The sequence below is a fragment of the Vibrio sp. CCUG 15886 genome, assembly GCF_028570825.1.
Classification (GTDB): Bacteria; Pseudomonadota; Gammaproteobacteria; order Enterobacterales; family Vibrionaceae; genus Vibrio; species Vibrio vulnificus_B.
On record NZ_JAQQBT010000004.1, the window covers coordinates 307,054 to 326,116 of the forward strand.

Annotated in this window: 18 protein-coding genes; 5 read left to right on the forward strand and 13 right to left on the reverse strand. The window is 45.8% G+C overall.

The genetic code is table 11. The features are described 5' to 3' along the window. The first annotated feature begins 76 nt into the window (after window positions 1–76). Window positions 77–1,636, forward strand: a complete 1,560-nt coding sequence (locus tag PQQ36_RS11420; protein ID WP_013572072.1) for a SulP family inorganic anion transporter — start codon at window positions 77–79, stop codon at window positions 1,634–1,636. A gap of 46 nt (window positions 1,637–1,682) precedes the next feature. Here the strand turns inward: PQQ36_RS11420 and PQQ36_RS11425 are convergent, their stop codons facing one another. Beyond that, a complete protein-coding gene (locus tag PQQ36_RS11425) occupies window positions 1,683–2,141 on the reverse strand; it encodes a low molecular weight protein-tyrosine-phosphatase (RefSeq protein WP_039553272.1) in 459 nt (152 codons plus the stop codon). A gap of 80 nt (window positions 2,142–2,221) precedes the next feature. Here PQQ36_RS11425 and cobO point away from each other — a divergent pair, with 80 nt between their 5' ends. Further along, window positions 2,222–2,863: a cob(I)yrinic acid a,c-diamide adenosyltransferase gene (gene cobO / locus PQQ36_RS11430; protein WP_043921052.1), complete on the forward strand. Its 642-nt coding sequence runs from the start codon at window positions 2,222–2,224 to the stop codon at window positions 2,861–2,863. A 71-nt stretch (window positions 2,864–2,934) separates the two neighbouring features. Here the strand turns inward: cobO and PQQ36_RS11435 are convergent, their stop codons facing one another. The 3 genes from PQQ36_RS11435 to apbC all read right to left on the reverse strand — a co-directional run bounded on the left by PQQ36_RS11435 (window position 2,935) and on the right by apbC (window position 7,088). Then, window positions 2,935–5,043 carry an AsmA family protein gene (locus tag PQQ36_RS11435; protein WP_157401510.1) on the reverse strand — a complete coding sequence of 703 codons (2,109 nt, stop codon included), beginning with the start codon at window positions 5,041–5,043 and terminating at the stop codon, window positions 2,935–2,937. A 141-nt stretch (window positions 5,044–5,184) separates the two neighbouring features. After that, on the reverse strand, window positions 5,185–5,826 hold the full coding sequence (udk, locus tag PQQ36_RS11440) for a uridine kinase (protein ID WP_011080832.1): 642 nt from the start codon (window positions 5,824–5,826) through the stop codon (window positions 5,185–5,187). A gap of 182 nt (window positions 5,827–6,008) precedes the next feature. Continuing rightward, window positions 6,009–7,088, reverse strand: coding sequence for an iron-sulfur cluster carrier protein ApbC (apbC, locus tag PQQ36_RS11445; protein ID WP_157401509.1), 1,080 nt, complete (start codon window positions 7,086–7,088; stop codon window positions 6,009–6,011). Window positions 7,089–7,244: 156 nt separating this feature from the next. Here apbC and metG point away from each other — a divergent pair, with 156 nt between their 5' ends. After that, window positions 7,245–9,317 carry a methionine--tRNA ligase gene (gene metG / locus PQQ36_RS11450; protein WP_011149956.1) on the forward strand — a complete coding sequence of 691 codons (2,073 nt, stop codon included), beginning with the start codon at window positions 7,245–7,247 and terminating at the stop codon, window positions 9,315–9,317. Window positions 9,318–9,632: 315 nt separating this feature from the next. After that, the gene (locus tag PQQ36_RS11455; RefSeq protein WP_072612076.1) at window positions 9,633–10,445 is read left to right on the forward strand and encodes a hypothetical protein; all 813 of its coding nucleotides are present in this window, start codon (window positions 9,633–9,635) and stop codon (window positions 10,443–10,445) included. 97 nt (window positions 10,446–10,542) lie between these two features. Here the strand turns inward: PQQ36_RS11455 and PQQ36_RS11460 are convergent, their stop codons facing one another. The 7 genes from PQQ36_RS11460 to nrfB form a co-directional block, all read right to left on the reverse strand. Further along, entirely contained in the window at window positions 10,543–10,719 is a 177-nt protein-coding gene (locus PQQ36_RS11460; protein WP_011149954.1) for a hypothetical protein, read from the reverse strand. 116 nt (window positions 10,720–10,835) lie between these two features. Then, entirely contained in the window at window positions 10,836–11,273 is a 438-nt protein-coding gene (gene nrfF, locus PQQ36_RS11465; protein ID WP_044023905.1) for a heme lyase NrfEFG subunit NrfF, read from the reverse strand. Then, window positions 11,254–11,775, reverse strand: a complete 522-nt coding sequence (locus PQQ36_RS11470; protein ID WP_273661224.1) for a DsbE family thiol:disulfide interchange protein — start codon at window positions 11,773–11,775, stop codon at window positions 11,254–11,256. The genes nrfF and PQQ36_RS11470 overlap by 20 nt, the downstream gene beginning before the upstream one ends. Continuing rightward, complete coding sequence (locus PQQ36_RS11475) at window positions 11,756–13,675, reverse strand: heme lyase CcmF/NrfE family subunit (RefSeq protein WP_039553262.1); 1,920 nt, start codon at window positions 13,673–13,675, stop codon at window positions 11,756–11,758. The genes PQQ36_RS11470 and PQQ36_RS11475 overlap by 20 nt, the downstream gene beginning before the upstream one ends. A gap of 13 nt (window positions 13,676–13,688) precedes the next feature. Continuing rightward, entirely contained in the window at window positions 13,689–14,645 is a 957-nt protein-coding gene (gene nrfD, locus PQQ36_RS11480; RefSeq protein WP_011080838.1) for a cytochrome c nitrite reductase subunit NrfD, read from the reverse strand. 1 nt (window position 14,646) lies between these two features. Next, window positions 14,647–15,333, reverse strand: coding sequence for a cytochrome c nitrite reductase Fe-S protein (nrfC, locus tag PQQ36_RS11485; protein WP_039553260.1), 687 nt, complete (start codon window positions 15,331–15,333; stop codon window positions 14,647–14,649). 1 nt (window position 15,334) lies between these two features. Beyond that, a complete protein-coding gene (gene nrfB, locus PQQ36_RS11490) occupies window positions 15,335–15,922 on the reverse strand; it encodes a cytochrome c nitrite reductase pentaheme subunit (protein ID WP_043921054.1) in 588 nt (195 codons plus the stop codon). 451 nt (window positions 15,923–16,373) lie between these two features. On the opposite strand from nrfB, the gene nrfA reads away from it, so the two are divergent. Then, window positions 16,374–17,798 carry an ammonia-forming nitrite reductase cytochrome c552 subunit gene (gene nrfA, locus PQQ36_RS11495; RefSeq protein ID WP_130191352.1) on the forward strand — a complete coding sequence of 475 codons (1,425 nt, stop codon included), beginning with the start codon at window positions 16,374–16,376 and terminating at the stop codon, window positions 17,796–17,798. A gap of 62 nt (window positions 17,799–17,860) precedes the next feature. On the opposite strand, the gene PQQ36_RS11500 is transcribed toward nrfA, so the two are convergent. Both PQQ36_RS11500 and PQQ36_RS11505 read right to left on the reverse strand, forming a co-directional pair. After that, the gene (locus tag PQQ36_RS11500; protein WP_011149948.1) at window positions 17,861–18,091 is read right to left on the reverse strand and encodes a hypothetical protein; all 231 of its coding nucleotides are present in this window, start codon (window positions 18,089–18,091) and stop codon (window positions 17,861–17,863) included. A 302-nt stretch (window positions 18,092–18,393) separates the two neighbouring features. Next, the gene (locus PQQ36_RS11505) at window positions 18,394–19,035 is read right to left on the reverse strand and encodes a TPR domain-containing protein (protein WP_225472151.1); all 642 of its coding nucleotides are present in this window, start codon (window positions 19,033–19,035) and stop codon (window positions 18,394–18,396) included. Window positions 19,036–19,063 lie beyond the last annotated feature (28 nt).

Consider the following 19,063-nt stretch of genomic DNA (forward strand, 5'->3'; position numbering starts at 1 on the left):
TCAAGGATAGGTTTCAGTTTTAATGCTTTGCGAACTTGTGTCGGGTAAATTCATTTAACGATATTAGCCAAAACACATGTTCGAATTTCCTCAATTTTCAAAGCACTCAGTAAAAAATGATGTGCTCTCAGGGCTCACCGTTGCGCTAGCATTGGTGCCAGAAGCCGTTGCTTTTGCCTTCGTTGCTGGCGTTGACCCTATGGTTGGCCTCTACGCAGCCTTTATTGTTGGTTTAGTCACTTCGATTTTCGGCGGACGCCCTGGTATGATTTCCGGCGCCACAGGCGCAATGGCGGTTGTCATGGTTTCGCTCGTTTCTTCACATGGTGTTCAGTATCTGTTTGCCGCTATTATGCTCGCAGGTATTTTGCAGATTGCTGCTGGTCTATTTAAACTCGGTAAGTTTATCCGTATCGTGCCCCACCCAGTTATGATCGGCTTCGTCAATGGTCTCGCGATCGTGATTTTCCTCGCGCAACTCGGTCAGTTTAAAATGGCAGATGCAGCAGGTGGACTCACTTGGTTACCTCAAGATCAGATGTTGCTTATGTTAGGCCTTGTGGCGCTTACTATGGCCATCATCCACTTCTTACCGAAACTAACCACGGCCGTTCCTTCGTCTCTTGTTGCCATCGTGACGGTAACAGGCTTAGTGATTGGCTTTGATCTTGAGACTCGCACGGTGGTGGATTTCCTACGCACCATGTCAGGAGACGAAGGCGCAACTCTCGCGGGTAGCCTGCCGACCTTTGCTTTACCTATGGTTCCTTTTGATCTGGAAACCTTACAAATCATCTTCCCATACGCGGTGATTCTTGCGGCTATTGGTTTGATTGAATCACTATTAACACTCACCGTGCTGGACGAAATGACCAACACCCGTGGTCAGTCAAACCGTGAGTGTATCGGTCAGGGTATGGCAAACATGACCTGTTCCGTCTTCGGAGCAATGGGTGGCTGTGCAATGATTGGTCAATCGATGATCAACGTCAATTCTGGTGGCCGAGGCCGTCTGTCAGGCATCGTTGCTGCTGTGGCGCTGCTGATGTTTATCTTGTTTGCTGCCGCACTGATTGAAATGATCCCTCTTGCTGCACTCGTTGGGGTAATGTTTATGGTGGTAATCGGTACCTTCGAATGGGCCACCTTCAAGCTGGCACGCCGCGTACCTAAGCAAGACTTCTTTGTTATCGTGCTCGTGACGGTCGTAACGGTGATGACAGACCTAGCGGTGGCAGTTGCGGTTGGCGTGATCGCTTCAGCGCTGATGTTTGCTTGGAACCATGCTAAGCACATTTACGCAGATACCCGTATTAACGAGGAAGGTTCCAAAGAGTACAAGATCCACGGTCCTATCTTCTTTGGTTCAACAGCTAATTTCCTTGAACTATTCAACGCGCAGCAAGACCCAAGCGATGTCATCGTTGACTTTGCCGATTCTCGTGTTACCGATCACTCGGCAATCGAAGCGATCGAAACATTGGCCGAACGATACTCTGCCGTTGGCAAAACGCTGCACCTACGTCATTTGAGCCCAGATTGCCGTAAGTTGCTTGATAAGGCGGGAAGTTTGGTCGAGATTAACGTCAAAGAAGATCCAAGCTATAAAGTCGCGACCGACGTACTCGCGGGATAATCACTTTAGGGGATGAATTCACGTCATCCCCTTTTTTGTTGGGTCGTTAGTTCTTTGCAACGTTTTCAAGAATCGCTTCTGACGCGGCTTCGATAAGATCCAGCACCAAATCAAACCCTTCCTCACCGCCGTAATAAGGATCAGGAATTTCATCCACATCCAGCTCTGCATGGCTGAGAAACAGTGACACTTTGTGACGATACTCCTTTGGGCAAATATCGAAAAGGTCAGCTAAGTTCGCTTTGTCTGCCGCTAGAATCATATCGAAATTAGCAAAATCTTCGGGGGTAACTTGACGCGAACGAATGCCACTAAAAGAGTAACCACGTTGCTGCCCTGCCTGCATGGCCCGATGATCCGGTGTATTGCCTGCGTGGTAACCTATCGTCCCTGCAGAATCCACTTCTACGTCAACCCCCAGTTGCTGTGCTTTTGCTCTTAATACGGCCTCTCCAGTTGGGGAGCGACAAATGTTTCCCATACAGACAACCAAAATTTTCTTCATTTTATCCCCTGTAATATCAGTGGTTTTTCTTCCATTCGACATGGTCTATCATAGCCGCAAAATCGAAAAGCTGAAAAGGGATGTCTATGTCTGACGAAAGCGCATCAAGCGAAAACCTATCCACAGAGCAAGTAAAAGCTCAGCGACACAAAGAGCGCCAACAAAAAGTGAAAGAGCAAGTCGACGCTAAAATTGCTCAAGCTCAGGAAGAAAAGGGACTGCTTCTCGTCATTACGGGCAATGGAAAAGGCAAATCAACCTCCGGTTTTGGGACGATCGCTCGCGCAGTTGGGCACGGGAAAAAATGCGCCGTCGCTCAGTACATTAAAGGGACTTGGGACAATGGCGAGCGTAATCTTTTAGAAAAACTGGGCGTTGAGTTTCAAGTGATGGCGACGGGGTTCACTTGGGAAACACAAAACAAAGAAACCGACACTCAAGCCGCTCAAACGGTATGGAAAGAGTGTCAGCGTATGCTGCAAGACGACTCGATCGATGTGGTGCTCTTTGATGAACTAACCTACATGGTGAGCTATGGCTATATCGAATTAGAAGAGGTGGTTGAAGCGCTCAATAACAGACCAAGAATGCAATCGGTCATCATTACTGGACGCGGTGCCCATCGCACTTTGATTGAGATGGCCGATACCGTCTCCGAAGTAAAAAACGTGAAACATGCGTTTGAATCCGGTATCAAGGCACTAAAAGGTGTCGACTGGTAATGGAAATGCTTTTCCAGCTCCAATCTATAAGCAGGGCGACATGATGTCGCCCTGCTCTTTCTATGACTTAGCTAGTTAAACAAGCCTTTAAGTAAACCATCGACCGCCTCTTTGGTTTTCTCATCTTTGATCTTATCGGTCAACTTCTCGACTCCGCGGTCAATCTCTTTTTGGGCTTTTTGCTTTAACACATCATCAAACACCAACTTGAATTTTGGATCCGCCCAACTGCCTGAAATGTTGATAGGAATTGTCACGTCTCTCAGTTCATCGATGTCCTTACCGCCTTGGCCTTCTAGCGATCCCACAATCGAAGTACTGACCGTAAAATCAACCGTTTGATTGATGTAGTTTGCTTCTCCTTTCCCACGAATACGCAGTAGCGGAGATTGCATGTGCATGTTATTGGTTGTCACCTTGCCTTTGTTCAACGTCAACGTTGCCGTCATTGAACTGAAGTCGGTTTTTTGCACCCCTTCGGTGGCGTCTAACTTTTCACCTTTAATCTTGGCGTAGTTTTCACGAATCATCTGCGCGACGTTAATGCCGTTGACGGCACCATCAGCAAAATTGATTTCAACTGTACCGACGAGGTTTTTCTGAATACCGCTTGGCGTTAAGCTTGATCCCTTAACATCAACATCGATATTGCCAGTACCTTCCAACTTGTCGTTTTGTGCCACGTCCACCAACAGCGGTTGCACCTGAACACCTTTGATGCGCTTTTTCACACTATAGGTGGCGGGTGATCGACGTGCATCCAGTTTTGCGCTGGCGTTGATAGAACCTTGATACAGATTGGCATCAAAACGATCTAAAGTCGCGATACCACGGTTCACCGTGAACTTGGTGATGACATTTTGCAGCTTGGCATTATTGGCTTTGAACTTATCAATACTCACTTGGCCAATCACATCCAACGTTTTTAAAGCGCTCAGGTCAGGCTCAACTTCGTTGTTTGCCTCTGGATGCGCGTCTTTGTCATTGCTGCTGTTTGTGCTTGCCGTTTCTTGCGATGGCTGCGTTAGGCCGAGAAATTTATCGAGATCAATCTCTGGGCTGTGCAGTGAAAAGCGTACTTTAGGAATCTCAGCTAACGTCACATCGGCTTTACCATCTAAAGCAATGTCGTTGGCGGTCAGTTTATTAAGCACAAGCGATAGATGGCTGCGCGGCACATCAAAGGTCACCTCAGAGCTCATTGCCACCTTCATCGGCGATTGAGGCAGAGATTCCCCATTTAGTTGCGATTCCAACTGGAATGCCTTCACCATCACGGTGCTGATGGCTGCATCCACATGCAACTGCGCCGAGCCATTGGCCGAAAGATCCATACCGGATGCTTGGCCTTTGATTTCAAATGTCAGTGCGTTGTCTTTATCAAACTCGAAGGTGTCCAGCACCAACTTGAAGTGATCCATCTTCGTGGCTGGATCGCTAAACTGGCTGTTTAGCTCAATATTGCGCAGAGCATAAGAAGAGAAATCTTGCGTCAGCTGAAACTCAAGCTTGCCGTTTGCACTGAACTGCTGCTGGTTGTTTTTTCCTTTGGCTGAAAATTCCGCTTTGGTCCATTGCTCAAAGGCGAATTCTGAAAGTGAGAAATTCACATCATAGAGTTCAAGTGAGGTACCCGCTTGTCGATCTTGATTAACGAGTTTGGCATTGCTCACCGAGATCCCAGCCAACTCAATACGCCACTCTGCCGCTGCGCCAGCTTGCTGTGGAGCATCCGTAGTGGGCTCCGAGCTCACCTCTTGCTGAGCCGTTTCTTGTTGCGCTTTCTGCTGCTGAGTTAGCGCATCAATATTCTTTTGCCCATCTTTACGCGTCTCTAGATGGAATTCCGCACCATCTAGGCGAACATCACCAATCTGCAAAACTTTATCAAGCAGAGGCATCACCGAGATATCGATCCCAACGCTCTCAACTTTAAACAAGTTTTCTTGAGAAAAGCCCTGAGGATTCTTTAATTCCGTTTTGCCTAGAGAAAAACCAATCGAAGGAAAAAATTGCCATTCAATGTCGCCTTCAATCACCAACTCTAAACCCGTTTGCTTGGCCACTTGTTCGGTGATCAGCGGTTTAAATTGATTGGGGTTTACTAAGGTCACTAGCGCTATCGCAGCCATCACGACAACCGCGATAGGCGCAGCCAAAATAAGGAACAGTTTTTTCATATGCGTATTCCTTTGCATCAAGAGTTGAGACAAGAACAGAGAAAACACGTATTTTACGCGGTTCTTGCTGCAAAAAAAGAAAGTGGCACCTAAAGTGCCACTTTCTTAATTAAAAATAAAGCTCGCTGACAAGACAATGACTTAAGCTTTCAATAGTTTTGCAATGTGCGCTTTCAGTACGTCAATCGCGATGCGGTTTTTACCACCACGAGGAACGATGATATCTGCGTACTGTTTAGACGGTTCAATAAACTGCATAAACATTGGGCGAACTGTTTTTTGATACTGTTTGAGTACCGATTCCATCGTACGACCACGCTCTTCCACATCGCGTTTCACACGGCGAAGTAGACAGATATCCAGTGGCGTGTCCATAAACACTGTCGCATGCATCAAATCACGCAGACGAGGATCCGTCAGAAGCAGGATGCCTTCAAGAATGATCACCTTCTTTGGTGTCATAGTGGTGGTGTTTTCAGTACGAGTGTGCTCCGTGTAGCTGTATTCAGGTACTTCAACCGACTCGCCTTTCATTAACTTTTCTAAGTGTTCACAAAGAAGATCGTGATCAAGTGCATTTGGGTGGTCATAGTTCGTTTTAACGCGCTCTTCCATACTCAGATGGCTTTGGTCGTTATAGTAGCAATCTTCCGTAATCACACCGATTTGATGGTCTCCCACCTTTGCACGTAGTTCGTTATAAATCGTACTGGCGATGAGGCTTTTACCAGAAGCAGAAGCGCCAGCAATACCGACGATGACGCATTGACTTTTTTCAGACATTAGTTGCACCCGATGATGATTTTTTGCAGTGGGAATAAGATAAACCGCCTGATTATAAGGAGTTCACTCATTAGATACTAGTCGCTTTTCCCAGTTTCGTGGTGCATTGTGTGTACTACGAAGAATAATAAACCAGGCAAACGTTTACCTGGTCATTATTTATTCTTTAACTCGTAATAAAATCATCCGTCTATACGGGTAAACAGGATCGTTTCAGGCTTCGCCTTACCATTCCAATACATCGAGCTGCATATCTGCAAAGCAAGCTGACGGTATAGTCTGCCGTGCTCGCTCTCTGGCCTTGCGACCACCGTTGGCACACCCGAGTCGAGATCTTCACGAACGCTGATATGCAATGGCACTTGCGCCAACAAAGATAAGCCAAACTGTTGCGCCATCTGTACCGCGCCGCCTTGACCAAAAATGTGCTCTTTGGCACCGCATTGACTGCAAATATGGTAACTCATGTTTTCTACAATCCCTGCCACGGGAACGCCAATCTTTTCAAACATCGCGGCGCCCTTCTTCGCATCGGCTAACGCTAGGTCCTGCGGTGTGGTAACGATAACACTGGTAGTAACGGGAATTTGCTGTGAAAGAGTTAACTGAATATCCCCAGTGCCGGGAGGCATATCGATCACCAAATAATCCAAATCTGGCCACTCAGTTTCATTCAGTAATTGAGAGAGCGCTTTTGATGCCATAGGTCCACGCCAAATGGCGGCTTCATTCTTATCCACCAAGTAACCAATAGAGTTGGTGTAGATGCCGTGCGCGAGGATCGGCTGCATCCATTTGCCGTCACGAACATCCGGTCTTTGATCGACACTCCCCAGCATGATAGGCAAAGAAGGTCCGTAGATATCCGCGTCTAGCAATCCCACCTTTGCGCCTTGAGAAGCGATCGCTAGTGCCAAATTCACCGCTGTGGTTGATTTACCCACACCGCCTTTAGCGGACGTGACGGCAATAATATTCTTAACCCCACGAACAGACTGAGAAACTTGAGTTTCTAACGCCTTAACTTGCTGACCTACCGTGAAAGCAAACGGTGGAACCGCACCACGCTGCTGTTGCTGAACAATCCACTCGCTGAGCGCGTCTTGAAGTTGCTGGGCAGCAAATGGGAGCTGAATGGCGAAAGTGCCATCGGCTTGAACCATCACAACACCATGCACTTCGCTCCATCGTGGAGCTAACGTTTCGTGCTCAAACTGATTCAACCAATGACAAAAATCTTGTTTAGAAGTGAACTGATGCATAACTCCTCCTTTTTCGACATCCTATCACCGAGTCTTGTCTGACTGAACCCCAAAAAAACCAGGTGATTATCCTTGTCAGCACCTTGGACTTAAAGGTTTCCTGAGTTAGTATTACCAATCAATTTTTATACCTATCGAGATAAGCGAATATTAAGTATGGCAAACGATCCAAGAAACTTTCCCCAAAGGAAATTGCTGGTAACTTGTGCCCTTCCGTACGCTAACGGTTCGATCCACCTTGGCCATATGCTTGAGCATATCCAAGCGGACATTTGGGTTCGTTACCAACGCCTACGCGGCAACATTGTAAACTTCATCTGTGCTGACGACGCTCACGGCACGCCAATTATGCTTAAAGCGCAACAGATGGGTATGTCTCCAGAAGAGATGATTGCTGCGGTGAGCATCGAGCACCAAAAAGATTTCGCTGGCTTTGACATTAGTTTCGATAACTATCACAGTACGCATTCCGATGAGAACCGTGAACTGGCGTCTCACATTTATCTGCAACTGAAAAAAAATGGCTTTATTTCAAGCCGTACTATTTCTCAGTTGTTCGACCCTGAAAAAGAGATGTTCCTACCCGATCGTTTCGTGAAGGGAACGTGTCCGAAGTGTAAGTCTGAAGATCAATACGGCGACAACTGCGATGCTTGTGGCGAAACCTACAGCCCAACAGAATTGATCAATCCAAAATCTGCCGTCTCAGGCGCAACGCCAGTGATGAAAGATTCAGAGCACTTCTTCTTCGACCTGCCTCAGTTTGAAAGCATGCTAAAAGAGTGGACTCGCTCTGGCTCTCTGCAAACTGAAACCGCAAACAAAATGCAAGAATGGTTTGAGTCTGGTCTTCAGCAGTGGGATATCTCACGTGATGCACCTTACTTCGGTTTTGAAATTCCAGGCGAAAAAGACAAGTTTTTCTACGTTTGGCTAGATGCGCCAATCGGCTACATGGGTTCATTCAAAAACCTATGTGATAAGCGTGATGATCTTGATTTTGATGAATACTGGAATAAAGACAGTAAAACAGAACTTTACCACTTCATCGGTAAAGACATCGTTTACTTCCACAGCCTGTTCTGGCCAGCAATGCTAGACGGCTCTGGCTTCCGCAAGCCAAACAACGTTTTTGTTCACGGCTACGTAACCGTAAATGGTGCGAAGATGTCGAAGTCTAAAGGTACATTCGTGAAAGCGAGCACTTACCTTGAGCACCTTGATCCAGAGTGTCTGCGTTACTACTACGCAGCGAAGCTAAACAGCCGCATTGATGACCTAGACCTTAACCTTGAAGACTTTACTCAGCGCGTAAACGCTGACGTCGTAAACAAGATTGTTAACCTAGCATCGCGTAATGCGGGCTTCATTGCGAAACGCTTTGAAGGCAAGCTCGCTGAAAACTTCGTCGAGCCAGAGCTTTACAACGAATTTGTTGCTGCGGCAGACCGTATTGCTGAACTTTACGAAGCGCGTGAGTTCGGTCGTGCGATCCGTGAAATCACCGCGTTGGCGGACAAAGCTAACCAATACGTTGATGAAAAAGCGCCTTGGGTTGTGGCAAAACAAGAAGGCAAAGATCAGGAACTTCAGGAAATCTGTTCTGTTGGTATTAACCTGTTCCGCGTTCTAATGACTTACTTGAAGCCAGTTATGCCTGCTCTTGCAGCTCGCACTGAAGCCTTCTTGAATGAAGAGCTAACCTGGGAAGGTGTTGCTCAGCCATTAACAGCACACGAAATTACTGCGTTTAAAGCGCTATTCAATCGTATCGATCCGAAAAACATCGAAGCCATGATTGAAGCATCAAAAGAAGATGCGGCGGCTGAAATGGCGGCAAAAGAGAAAGCAGAAGCCTCTAATGCAGCTCAAGAGACCGAGCTAAGCAAAGATCCCATTGCCGAAGAAATTGAGTTTGATGACTTCGCGAAAGTGGACCTTCGTATTGCCAAAATCGTTTCTTGTGAATCGGTGCCAAAAGCTGACAAACTGTTGAAATTCCAATTGGATATCGGCGGTGAAATGCGTCAAGTCTTCTCTGGTATCAAAGCGGCGTACAATCCTGAAGATCTTGTCGGCAAGTACACAGTGGTTGTGGCAAACTTGAAACCACGTAAGATGAAGTTTGGTATGTCTGAGGGCATGATCCTAGCGGCAGGCCCTGGTGGCAAAGATCTTTGGATCCTTGAACCACATGAAGGCGCGCAGCCAGGCATGCGCGTGATGTAATTCAACGCTTCAATCTTTCAAAGCCCTGCACCCGCAGGGCTTTTTTGTGCCCAAAATCACACTATTAGTGCATTTGATGCACCAAATTAACCATAGACTCAAGTCAGAATATTTCATCTCATTGTTTTATAAAGAGATTTAATATGGCATTAAAACTGCTCCTATTATGTCATGCCCAAGTCAGTTGGTACTGCTGGTCGATAGAATGTGAGTGATTCCCCTTACGCATAGTGAGCTTTTGTCGTAGAGAAACACAACGCACCGCAGTAGATCCAACACGGAAGGGCTGAGTATCATGCATACAAGGAGTCTGCTATGTTCGTTCTACTCTCATCTCTCATTTCAATTGCAATCTTGCTCGTACTGTTTTATCTCTCCCACAAACGAGAGCGTCAACAAGAGCAAAAATATCAAGTGATCAGCACACTACGCGAGATTGTGCAGCTTTTGAGACAGCATCGTAGCGCAACCCACTTGAGCCTTTTGTATAAACAAGTGCACTCTAGCGAAATCCATCATACCCAAACGGAAGTACTGGCCAAATGCCAAGCACTGATCGAGCTTGCTTCAGGAGAAAGCAAGCCGTTGTATCGGATTTTACTCAGTCAATATCAAACTCTGTTCTCACAGTGGCAGGAACAAAGCATTGCCAAGAATCAGTTTTTGCACGGCAAAATGCTGCGCCACACATTGTTTCTTGTCGATGAAACGACCGTGGCTTGGCTAGCGGAATCTGAGCGCGACGAATTAATTGATGAGTATCATTGTCATTGGCAGGTGATCATTGAAAATCTCGATGCATTGACGCAATTGCGTATTGCTATTCAAGACTTACATCAACCACAAGGAAGGGAACGCTTTGCCCATTGTGCTCAGCGCATGGTTAGGCGTTTGAATCAGCTCACTTTGCTTAGCCCTTATCACATTGCAGCCCCTGCGAGCGTCGAAGTCATACGCGAGCTAGAGATGTACGCTAGCTTGCAGCAGGAAAAATTGAATAAGACTAATGCCTATGAGCTAACCTCGCTCATCTCAGCCACTATTTTCCGTTGCTACGATGAGATGCTGGATGAAATGATTGAAAGCCTCTACTTGCCGTTACCCAAATTAGCACTACGTTTTACCTAGCGTGCACTTGCTGCGAAGGACAAATGCACCTACGAGATGCTGAGAAACAAAAAACCTCAAACATGGTTTGAGGTTTTTTGTTTAAATTCGTTTGCTTTTAATGTGTTTGGCTTTTCTTCCAAACCACCAATTCAATCCATAGCGCTTCAAGTTCACTGATTTCTTCTTCTGTGAGTAAAGCAAGTGTTGAAGTCGTATGCGACGATGCACTTGATTGCAGTGAATAAATTTGCGAATAAAAATCCTTTTTTAATTGCGTCTTAATTGTATCCACTCTGATTACCCGTCAGTAAACCTACAATAACTGAATTAACTATTTCATATAATTTTCAAAAATGATAACAGCTTGCATGATAATTGCACAATTAATTGCTTATTATGGAATAATTGTCACATTCTTTTTGTGTGAATATTTCGGATCGAAATAACAAAGAAAATGATCAAAATAACGACAGGAAAGATCCAAAGTAATAATGTACTGCTATTTATTGGCGGATTATATAACACCATATTGCCATATCGGCTGGTCATAAAGTCCACCACTTCTTGATCGCTTTTCCCATCATTTATTTGGCTATACACAATAAAACGCAGATCTCGAGCCACTTGCGCATTCGACTCGAGGAGATTCTGATTCTGGCATTGGGGGCAGCGCAATTCCTTGGATAAACGTATTGCTCTCTCTTGCAGCTCGACACTATGAAACTGAAACAAATCAACGTGATTAGAGCTTGTATTCTCGTTCTGTGCCTGACTAGAGAAAGAGACAAAAGCGACGAATAAGACGAGCCATGTCGATAATAATGTTCTATTTAAAATACGTAGCAAAATGTTTATTCCACTGTTTTTGATCTAATTTACCTCGAAATTTGATCATTATTTCCCCATTAGGGTTTATTAAGTAGGTTTCCGGTGTGCCAATCACGCCAAAATCGATTGAGACGATCCCGTCTGGATCATAAATCACCTTGGAATAAGGGTTACCTTCGCTCTCCAAATAGCCCAACGCTTCTTGCTTATTATCACGATAATTTAAGCCAATCACGTCAATACCCTGCTGTTTAAGCGACATAATAAACGTATGCTCATCTCGACAAATCCCACACCAAGATGCCCAAACGTTCATCACACGGTATTGATCGGAAATAAGATCTTGCGTTGTGATCGTATTCGCCGAAAAAAGATCTTTTGCTTCAATATTGGGCAAGGGAATCACAGTGGCAGGCGTTGTGTGACCAGCATTTTGTCGTTCAATGCCCAAGACTGCGGTAAACGTAACGATGCCGACGATGCTCACCAACACAAGCAACTTAGTAACTTTGTTGTTCACAGTAGCGCTCCACCTTAACGCGTTGCTGAACTGGCTGTAATGCAGTGAACACCGCAGCAACAACCATCAAACCGCCTAGCCAGATCCACCAAATGTAAGCACGGTATTGGATCTTCAACGCATAGGCTTTAGGCCCGACTTTCTCACCCAGAGTCAGGTAGTAATCCCCATGCCAAAAAGACTTGATTGCGGGCTCTGTCATGTTCATGACCCTCACCGGGTAATGCCGTCTTTCGGGTAACAATTGAAATTGTCTATCGGCAAGGATAAGTGAGACCGACGCTCGCTCCGCGGTGTAGTTTGGTCCAATGGACCAGTCAATTCCTTGATAACGAATGGAAAAGCCATCGAACTGATGGTACGAGTTAGGTTCCACACGAACATTTCGTTCAAACGAATGTTGGGCATTCATCATCGCGCCGAGGCACACCAATGCAATACCAATATGAGAAAGCACCATTGGCAGTTTTTGGCGCCTCTTTGTTGGTGGCATAACAAACAATAACCGAAGGTGGCTAACAATCACCCAGGTCGTAACACACCAGAACAACAAAGTCATTGGCGCCCATACCTGCACTTGCAGCAAATAGAGCACGGCACCGAGTACAGCGGAGACCACAAACTCCGTCAAAACGCGTTTGCGGCGCTGAAACAGGCCTTGCTGCCATTTTAGTAACGGCCCCCACCCCATTGCTAGCAGCCCTAAAAGGCTTAATGGCGCAATCATTGTATTGAAATACGGAGCACCCACTGAGATGCTCCCAAGCCGCAACAGCTCATAAATCATTGGGTAGAAGGTGCCAAGGAACACGGTACTGGTTGCGATCAGTAACAAACCCATCGCCACCAGCGTAAGGTATTGGCGACTTAGCCAATGGGTAATGGCTTTAGCGGGGATGCTATCGCTTTTGAGGATCAATAATGCAAAAGTGAGTAGAAAAATGAACGCCATGACCAGCAAAAGTACAATACCTTTGGTTGGATCCACGGCAAACGCATGTACCGATGTCAAAATCCCCGAGCGGACAATAAAAGTACCGAGAACACTGAAACCGAAGGTCAAAAACGCGAGCATATAGCTGGATTTATTGACCCCACCTTGCCGCTTTGATTGAACAAGTGTGTGTAACAAGGCGGTTGCTGTTAACCAAGGTAGCAAAGAGGCATTTTCAACCGGATCCCAGAACCACCAACCTCCCCAGCCTAATTCATTGTATGCCCACCAGGAGCCGACAATAATGCCTAAGGTGAGAAAGCCCCACGCAACCATCGCCCAGTCACGGCCTGCCTGAAACCAATGATGGATGGCCGATGGCTGTAACAACGCCGCCACGCCCAACGCTAGGATAGAAGCGAAACCGACATAACCAAGGTACAGTAGCGGGGGATGCAAAATGAGCCCAACATCTTGCAACATTGGGTTGAGATCGCGTCCATCGCTGGCCAGTGATGGCGCGTACTCGAATGGGTTCGAGGTTAACAGAGTAAACCACGCGAAAATGGCGGTCAGCATGAGCATTGCCGCAATATAATCCGCTTTATACTGCGATGAGAACTCATCACGAGATCGAATCAAGCAAGCCCACAAACTTAAGGTGACGACCCAAAACAGCATCGAGCCTTGATGTCCTCCCCAACTTGCCGCAATTTTAAAGATCACGGGTAATTGGCTGTTGGAATGGCTTGCCACATAAGCCAATGCGAAATCATCGGCAACAAAAGCAAGAATCAGATACAACAAGGAAAAAGCAGAGCTGAGCGCCACTAAATACCCACAACCCAACATCAATGCGAGGGGTGTTTGCTTCGATAACAGTCGATTCATGGCATGCAATATCACTGCGAAGCTACTGCCGACTGCCGCAAAAATCAGGAAAATTAGGCCCAGTTCTGCCTCCATCTATACTCCTTTATTAGACAACCGTCATCTGGCCAGCGTACAAAATAAACGTACGCAGCATCAAAACGCCAACCATGCTAAGTGTCGTGACCACAAAAATATAAGCATGTTTATGTCTCACTTCGGCTGGCACTAACCAGTTGAGTGTCAGCGGTAGCAACATACCAATCAGCACCACACCAACCCAAAACCACTGCGCCCAAAATCCACCAGAGATAGCATTCCAAGCCGCCATTTCCGCTTGTCCACCCGCAAAGATCAACCCGGTAAAGAAGGTGACCAATACAAACAACTCAAACAAGACCACAGGACGCTCAAAACCATGTACCCAACTGACACTTGGATCTTTCACTGACTCTTTAAACACCAAAATACCGAACATCAAACACGCTGCAGCGCCTGAAGACAAACTGGAGAAAAGAAACAGCAGTGGCAACACTGGATTATTGAGCATCGGGTACGTTTTCAATGCAGACAGTAGGAACCCCGTATAAGCCGCAAGCACTAACGCCAAAAAGGCTAAGAACAACTCGATGCTGTTTTCAAAACGTTTGAACCAGGTCAACAAGCCATCAACAAAGGTCAACTTATCACCGAGAAAATCAACGATCGTTTTCTGAAAAATAATCCCAATCCAAACGAACAACACGGCCATGTACACTTGGAAGAGAATAACCCCCATCGACATAACGGAAGTTGGATTGTAGAAAATCATGATCTTCCAAAACTCAAGAGGTTTGGTTAAGTGGAAAATCAAGATCGTTAAACCCGAAATGATGCCAAACGGCGCCAGCCAAGCCATCGCTTTCATGATGCCATTTTGTGCTGGATCGCCGACAATCACCTTGCGTTTTAAGTACACAGTGATCATCACCGCTCCTGCAGACATACCGGCAAGGAAAAGATAGATCGCAATGATCCAATCCCAGACCAGAGAATCAAAGTGGAATGCAGATTCAAATCCGTTCATGCTACACCTCCCCTTTTTGATGTGGGATTTTGAATAATTTGGGTTTCGTGCCTAAGTGCACTTTATCTCGGTAATAGACCTTGTCAGTCAATACTCGATTCACGTCACTTTGCGGATCATTTAAATCACCAAAAATCAGTGCCTTAGTTGGACAAGATTCCACACAGGCGGGTAGCTTGCCTTGCGCCAAATTGGTGTCTCGACAGAAATTGCATTTGTCGGCCGAGTGATCCACTGGGTTAAAGAAGCGCACTTGATAGGGACACGCGGCAAGGCAATAGCCGCAACCGACACATTTTTCTTTGTGGACATCCACGATGCCGGTTTTTTCATCTTTGTACGCCGCACCGGTAGGACAAACATAAACACAAGGTGGGTTTTCACAGTGTTGGCAAGATTTACGGGTGAAACGGTAATCGACATTCGGGTACTCACCGTGCGGCTCACTGCGTATGATCTCCAATCGACTTACGCCTTCAGGGACTTTGTTCACCTCTCGGCAGGCATCGGTACAAGCCGTACATCCGATACAGGCGGTCTCGTCGTGGATCATGCCATAACGAATTGCTTGGCCCTTATCCTCTTCCGCAAATGCTAAGCGCCCAGTCACCATAGAAGTGCCAGCAATGCCCGTTGTCATGATCAACGCGCCACCACCAGCAAGGAAATTTCGTCTTGAACAACTCATATTACCTCTCCTCTTCTTTCTGGTTAAAGTCAGAGTGGCAATCCACACACATCTTGATTTTCTCTTTGCGCTCCAAGCCCAACACTTTGGCTTTATTGGCATGAACATCATGACAATTCGAGCAGGTTAGATTTTTCGCATGCACATCATGGGTCCAACTGGCTTGTTGGAGATCCTGAGGTTGATGACAATCGGTACAAGCACCATTGGCTTTCAGGATAGCACTGGTGTCCATGAACACTTTTTCCGTCCCTTCTTTCGATTGCGCTGGAGAGTATTTCGTAACAAGTGGTGCGCCTTCCCGATGGTCTGGTCCAATGTTGTTGTGACATTCCGTACAATTGACTTCGCGACCGAGAATTTTATGCGCATCTTCACCATGAGAACCGGACAACGTTTCCTTCGAGTCCTTATGGCATTGAACGCATTTGTAATCACGGTCACGGATCAGTTCGACCTGGAATCGCGACGAGTCAGTGGCTTCTGTGGCTACAGAAGTGTCTGCTATCGCTGAGAATGAATAGCCATAGAAAGAGAATGCGAGAATAGATTTCAGCATTATGACTATGGCCAATTTTATATTGCCCATTTTATCCTTTCCTTATCCAAATAATAATTAAGAATCATTTTCAATTATTTCTTTGGTGATAAATTAATTCCTTCGAAATAACACGATTATTTCAAATGACATCAATTCTTATTTCGGAAAAGCCACAACGCTATACCTGTCAATTATCATACCCCTACTACTCTTTAGTAGTATCTATTTTTTGCTTAAAAAGCGACCTTAGTCACTCATTTTCCATTGTGAAATTTTGCTAAATCATTGAGTTAAAAAAGAATAAACCTACCCCTTTAGGGGTATATGGATCTTATCGTGATAGCGATCACCTACCTAAATTGATCTAAAGCAATGAATAGATTTTCGCCAATTCTTTTCTAAATGTTACTGACCTAATATAAACATCAGATCTCCAATTCTTATTTGGAAATAGCAAACTCACAACGCTGCTAATAAAAACGAATATGGAGATAACACCGTGAGCATAAAACACTGGATGGCTTCCTCAGTCTCAGTTACTGCCCTTGTGATGACAGCGTTGCTGAATATCACTGCAGTCTCTGCAGAAGAAAAAGGACTGGTTGATCCGCGTAACGACGCATTTGAACAAAATCACCCAGACCAATATCAATCTTGGAAAAAAACCTCTGAAAGCGTCGAAATTGAAGATGCCTTAGCAGAAGATCCAAATATGGTGATTCTCTGGGCTGGCTATGGCTTTGCTAAAGATTACAACAAAGCGCGCGGCCACTTTTACGCATTGGATGATGTCAGACAGACACTACGCACTGGCGGGCCCCAAGATGCGAAATCAGGCCCAATGCCAATGGCTTGTTGGAGCTGTAAAAGCCCAGATGTTGCCCGCGTCATTGATGAGCGTGGCGAAGATGGTTACTTTGAAGGTAAGTGGGCACGTTTAGGAGCGGAAATTGCTAATCCTATCGGCTGCGCCGATTGTCATGATATCCGAAGCGAGAAATTCAAAAATGGCGAACCTGAGCTAGCGCTGACCCGCCCTTATGTAGAACGCGCTTTCCAAGCGATCAACAAACCGTTTGAGCAGCAATCCCGCTTAGACAAACAAGCATCGGTTTGTGCTCAGTGCCACGTTGAATATTACTTTACTGGCCCAACCAAAGCCGTCAAATTCCCCTGGGATATGGGCACTGGCGTACAACAAATGGAAGAGTACTATGACGCTCTAGGCTTTGCTGACTGGACGCATGCGGTCTCGAAAGCACCCATGTTAAAAGCGCAGCACCCAGGTTTTGAGACATGGCGTGAAGGCATTCATGGCAAGAACAAAGTCGTCTGTGTGGACTGTCACATGCCAAAAGTGAAGAAAGAAGATGGTACCGTCTACACCGATCACAAAGTCGGTAATCCTTTCGACCGTTTCGAAGATACCTGTGCACAGTGCCACACTCAGAGCAAAGATCAGCTACGTGAAATTGTCTCTACCCGCAAAGCACAAGTACTAAACATGAAGTTGACTGCGGAAAAACAAATCGTTGCGGCTCACTTTGAAGCGGGTGCAGCTTGGAAAGCTGGCGCTACTGAAGAAGAAATGAAACCGATTTTGCAAGATATTCGTCACGCTCAATGGCGTTGGGACTACGCGATTGCATCACACGGCGTCCATATGCACGCACCTGAAGTGGCACTTGAAGTGTTAGGTACTGCGGTCGATCGTGCAGCAGATGCCAGAACCAAGCTTGTTCGTCTCCTTGCTACAAAAGGCATCACCGAGCCAGTTCAAATTCCAGACATTTCCACCAAAGCTGCAGCACAAAAAGCACTCGGTATGGATATGGAGAAAATGAACGCCGAGAAACAACACTTCTTAAAAACCGTTGTGCCTGACTGGGATAAAGCCGCAGCAGAACGTGAGTCTAAATACTAACAAAGTACAATTAACCAAAAACGTCAGCCTTCAGGCTGACGTTTTTATTTATCGATTGTTGCTTATTCTGGTTTGAACATTTCAAGCAAACCTGCGGCGTGAAAAGTTTCTGTCTGGATATGCGCAATCATGAAAATCAAAAGAATCAACGAAAATCCATAGTTAAAACGATTGGTTACTTTGACTTTCGTAACCTCACATCCGTTACTGGCTGCTTTTAAACCAACTAAAACAAACGGATAAGCAATGAGCATTGCCATAATGATCGTAAGATAGGTTGAGAGTAATTCCATCCTGGTCACCTCCCTATAAGAATACTTCCATATATACCTTAAACAGTACCCTAGCAGCTTAGCGTTACAGTTCACGTTCAGGCCATCTGTTTAAACACAGCAAACTCTTTGCTTGGAGTGAGTAAGCCAAACAACAACGTTTCTGACACTTGTGCCAAGGAGTTACCTGAGGAGGATAGCAGAGTTGGTTAGGAAAATGGTCATATGGCAGCACTCAGTTTCAAAAATACCGAAACGCATCCCATGTTTGGCAACATTTACTTGAACAACGCTAATTAATGTATTGCTTAGCCACAATACGCTTAACGAGTTGAAGTTTGCATCAATGCCTTGGCTTGATCAATGGAGCGGATAACCGATTCTCTGTCCAATTTAGGATCATTAGAATCCAGCAAATAGGTCCATGTATCAATCGCTTGCTGAAAACGAAAAGAGATAAAATGATCATTCGCGAGCAGCGATAAGGCGGCTTCATTGTAAGGTTCAAGTTGTAAGGCTTGCTCAAGCAAAAGGCTTACCTCACCACTCATTTGCTGAGATCCAAGGTAGTACAATGCGGTTGCTTTTGCCGCAAGTTGAGTAGAGGAAGGGCGCTCGGTCAGCTGTATTGCATAGTCGAAACAGATCAAAGCAGCATCCAACTCTTTATTGAGCAGATACCCTTGCCCAAGTTGAAACCACAACCCCGCATCATTCGGATTCTCTTTTAATTGAACTTGCAGTTGCGCCATCAAATCCTCTGCCGTCATGCTCTTGAACATCGCATTTTCTGGCTTTGTTTCGGGGCGGGGGCTCTGCAGTACACCATAGGTAATTACAGCGCCGATCATCGTTAATAAGCTAAGTAAATACCATTGTTTCGCTGCCCATTTCGCTGCCGCCATCCAGATACTGATCAGAAAAAACAGCATCATAATTGTCGCGATAATTAACCAGCTATCCATATGATTATCCTTTAGAAAATGAGCAGCC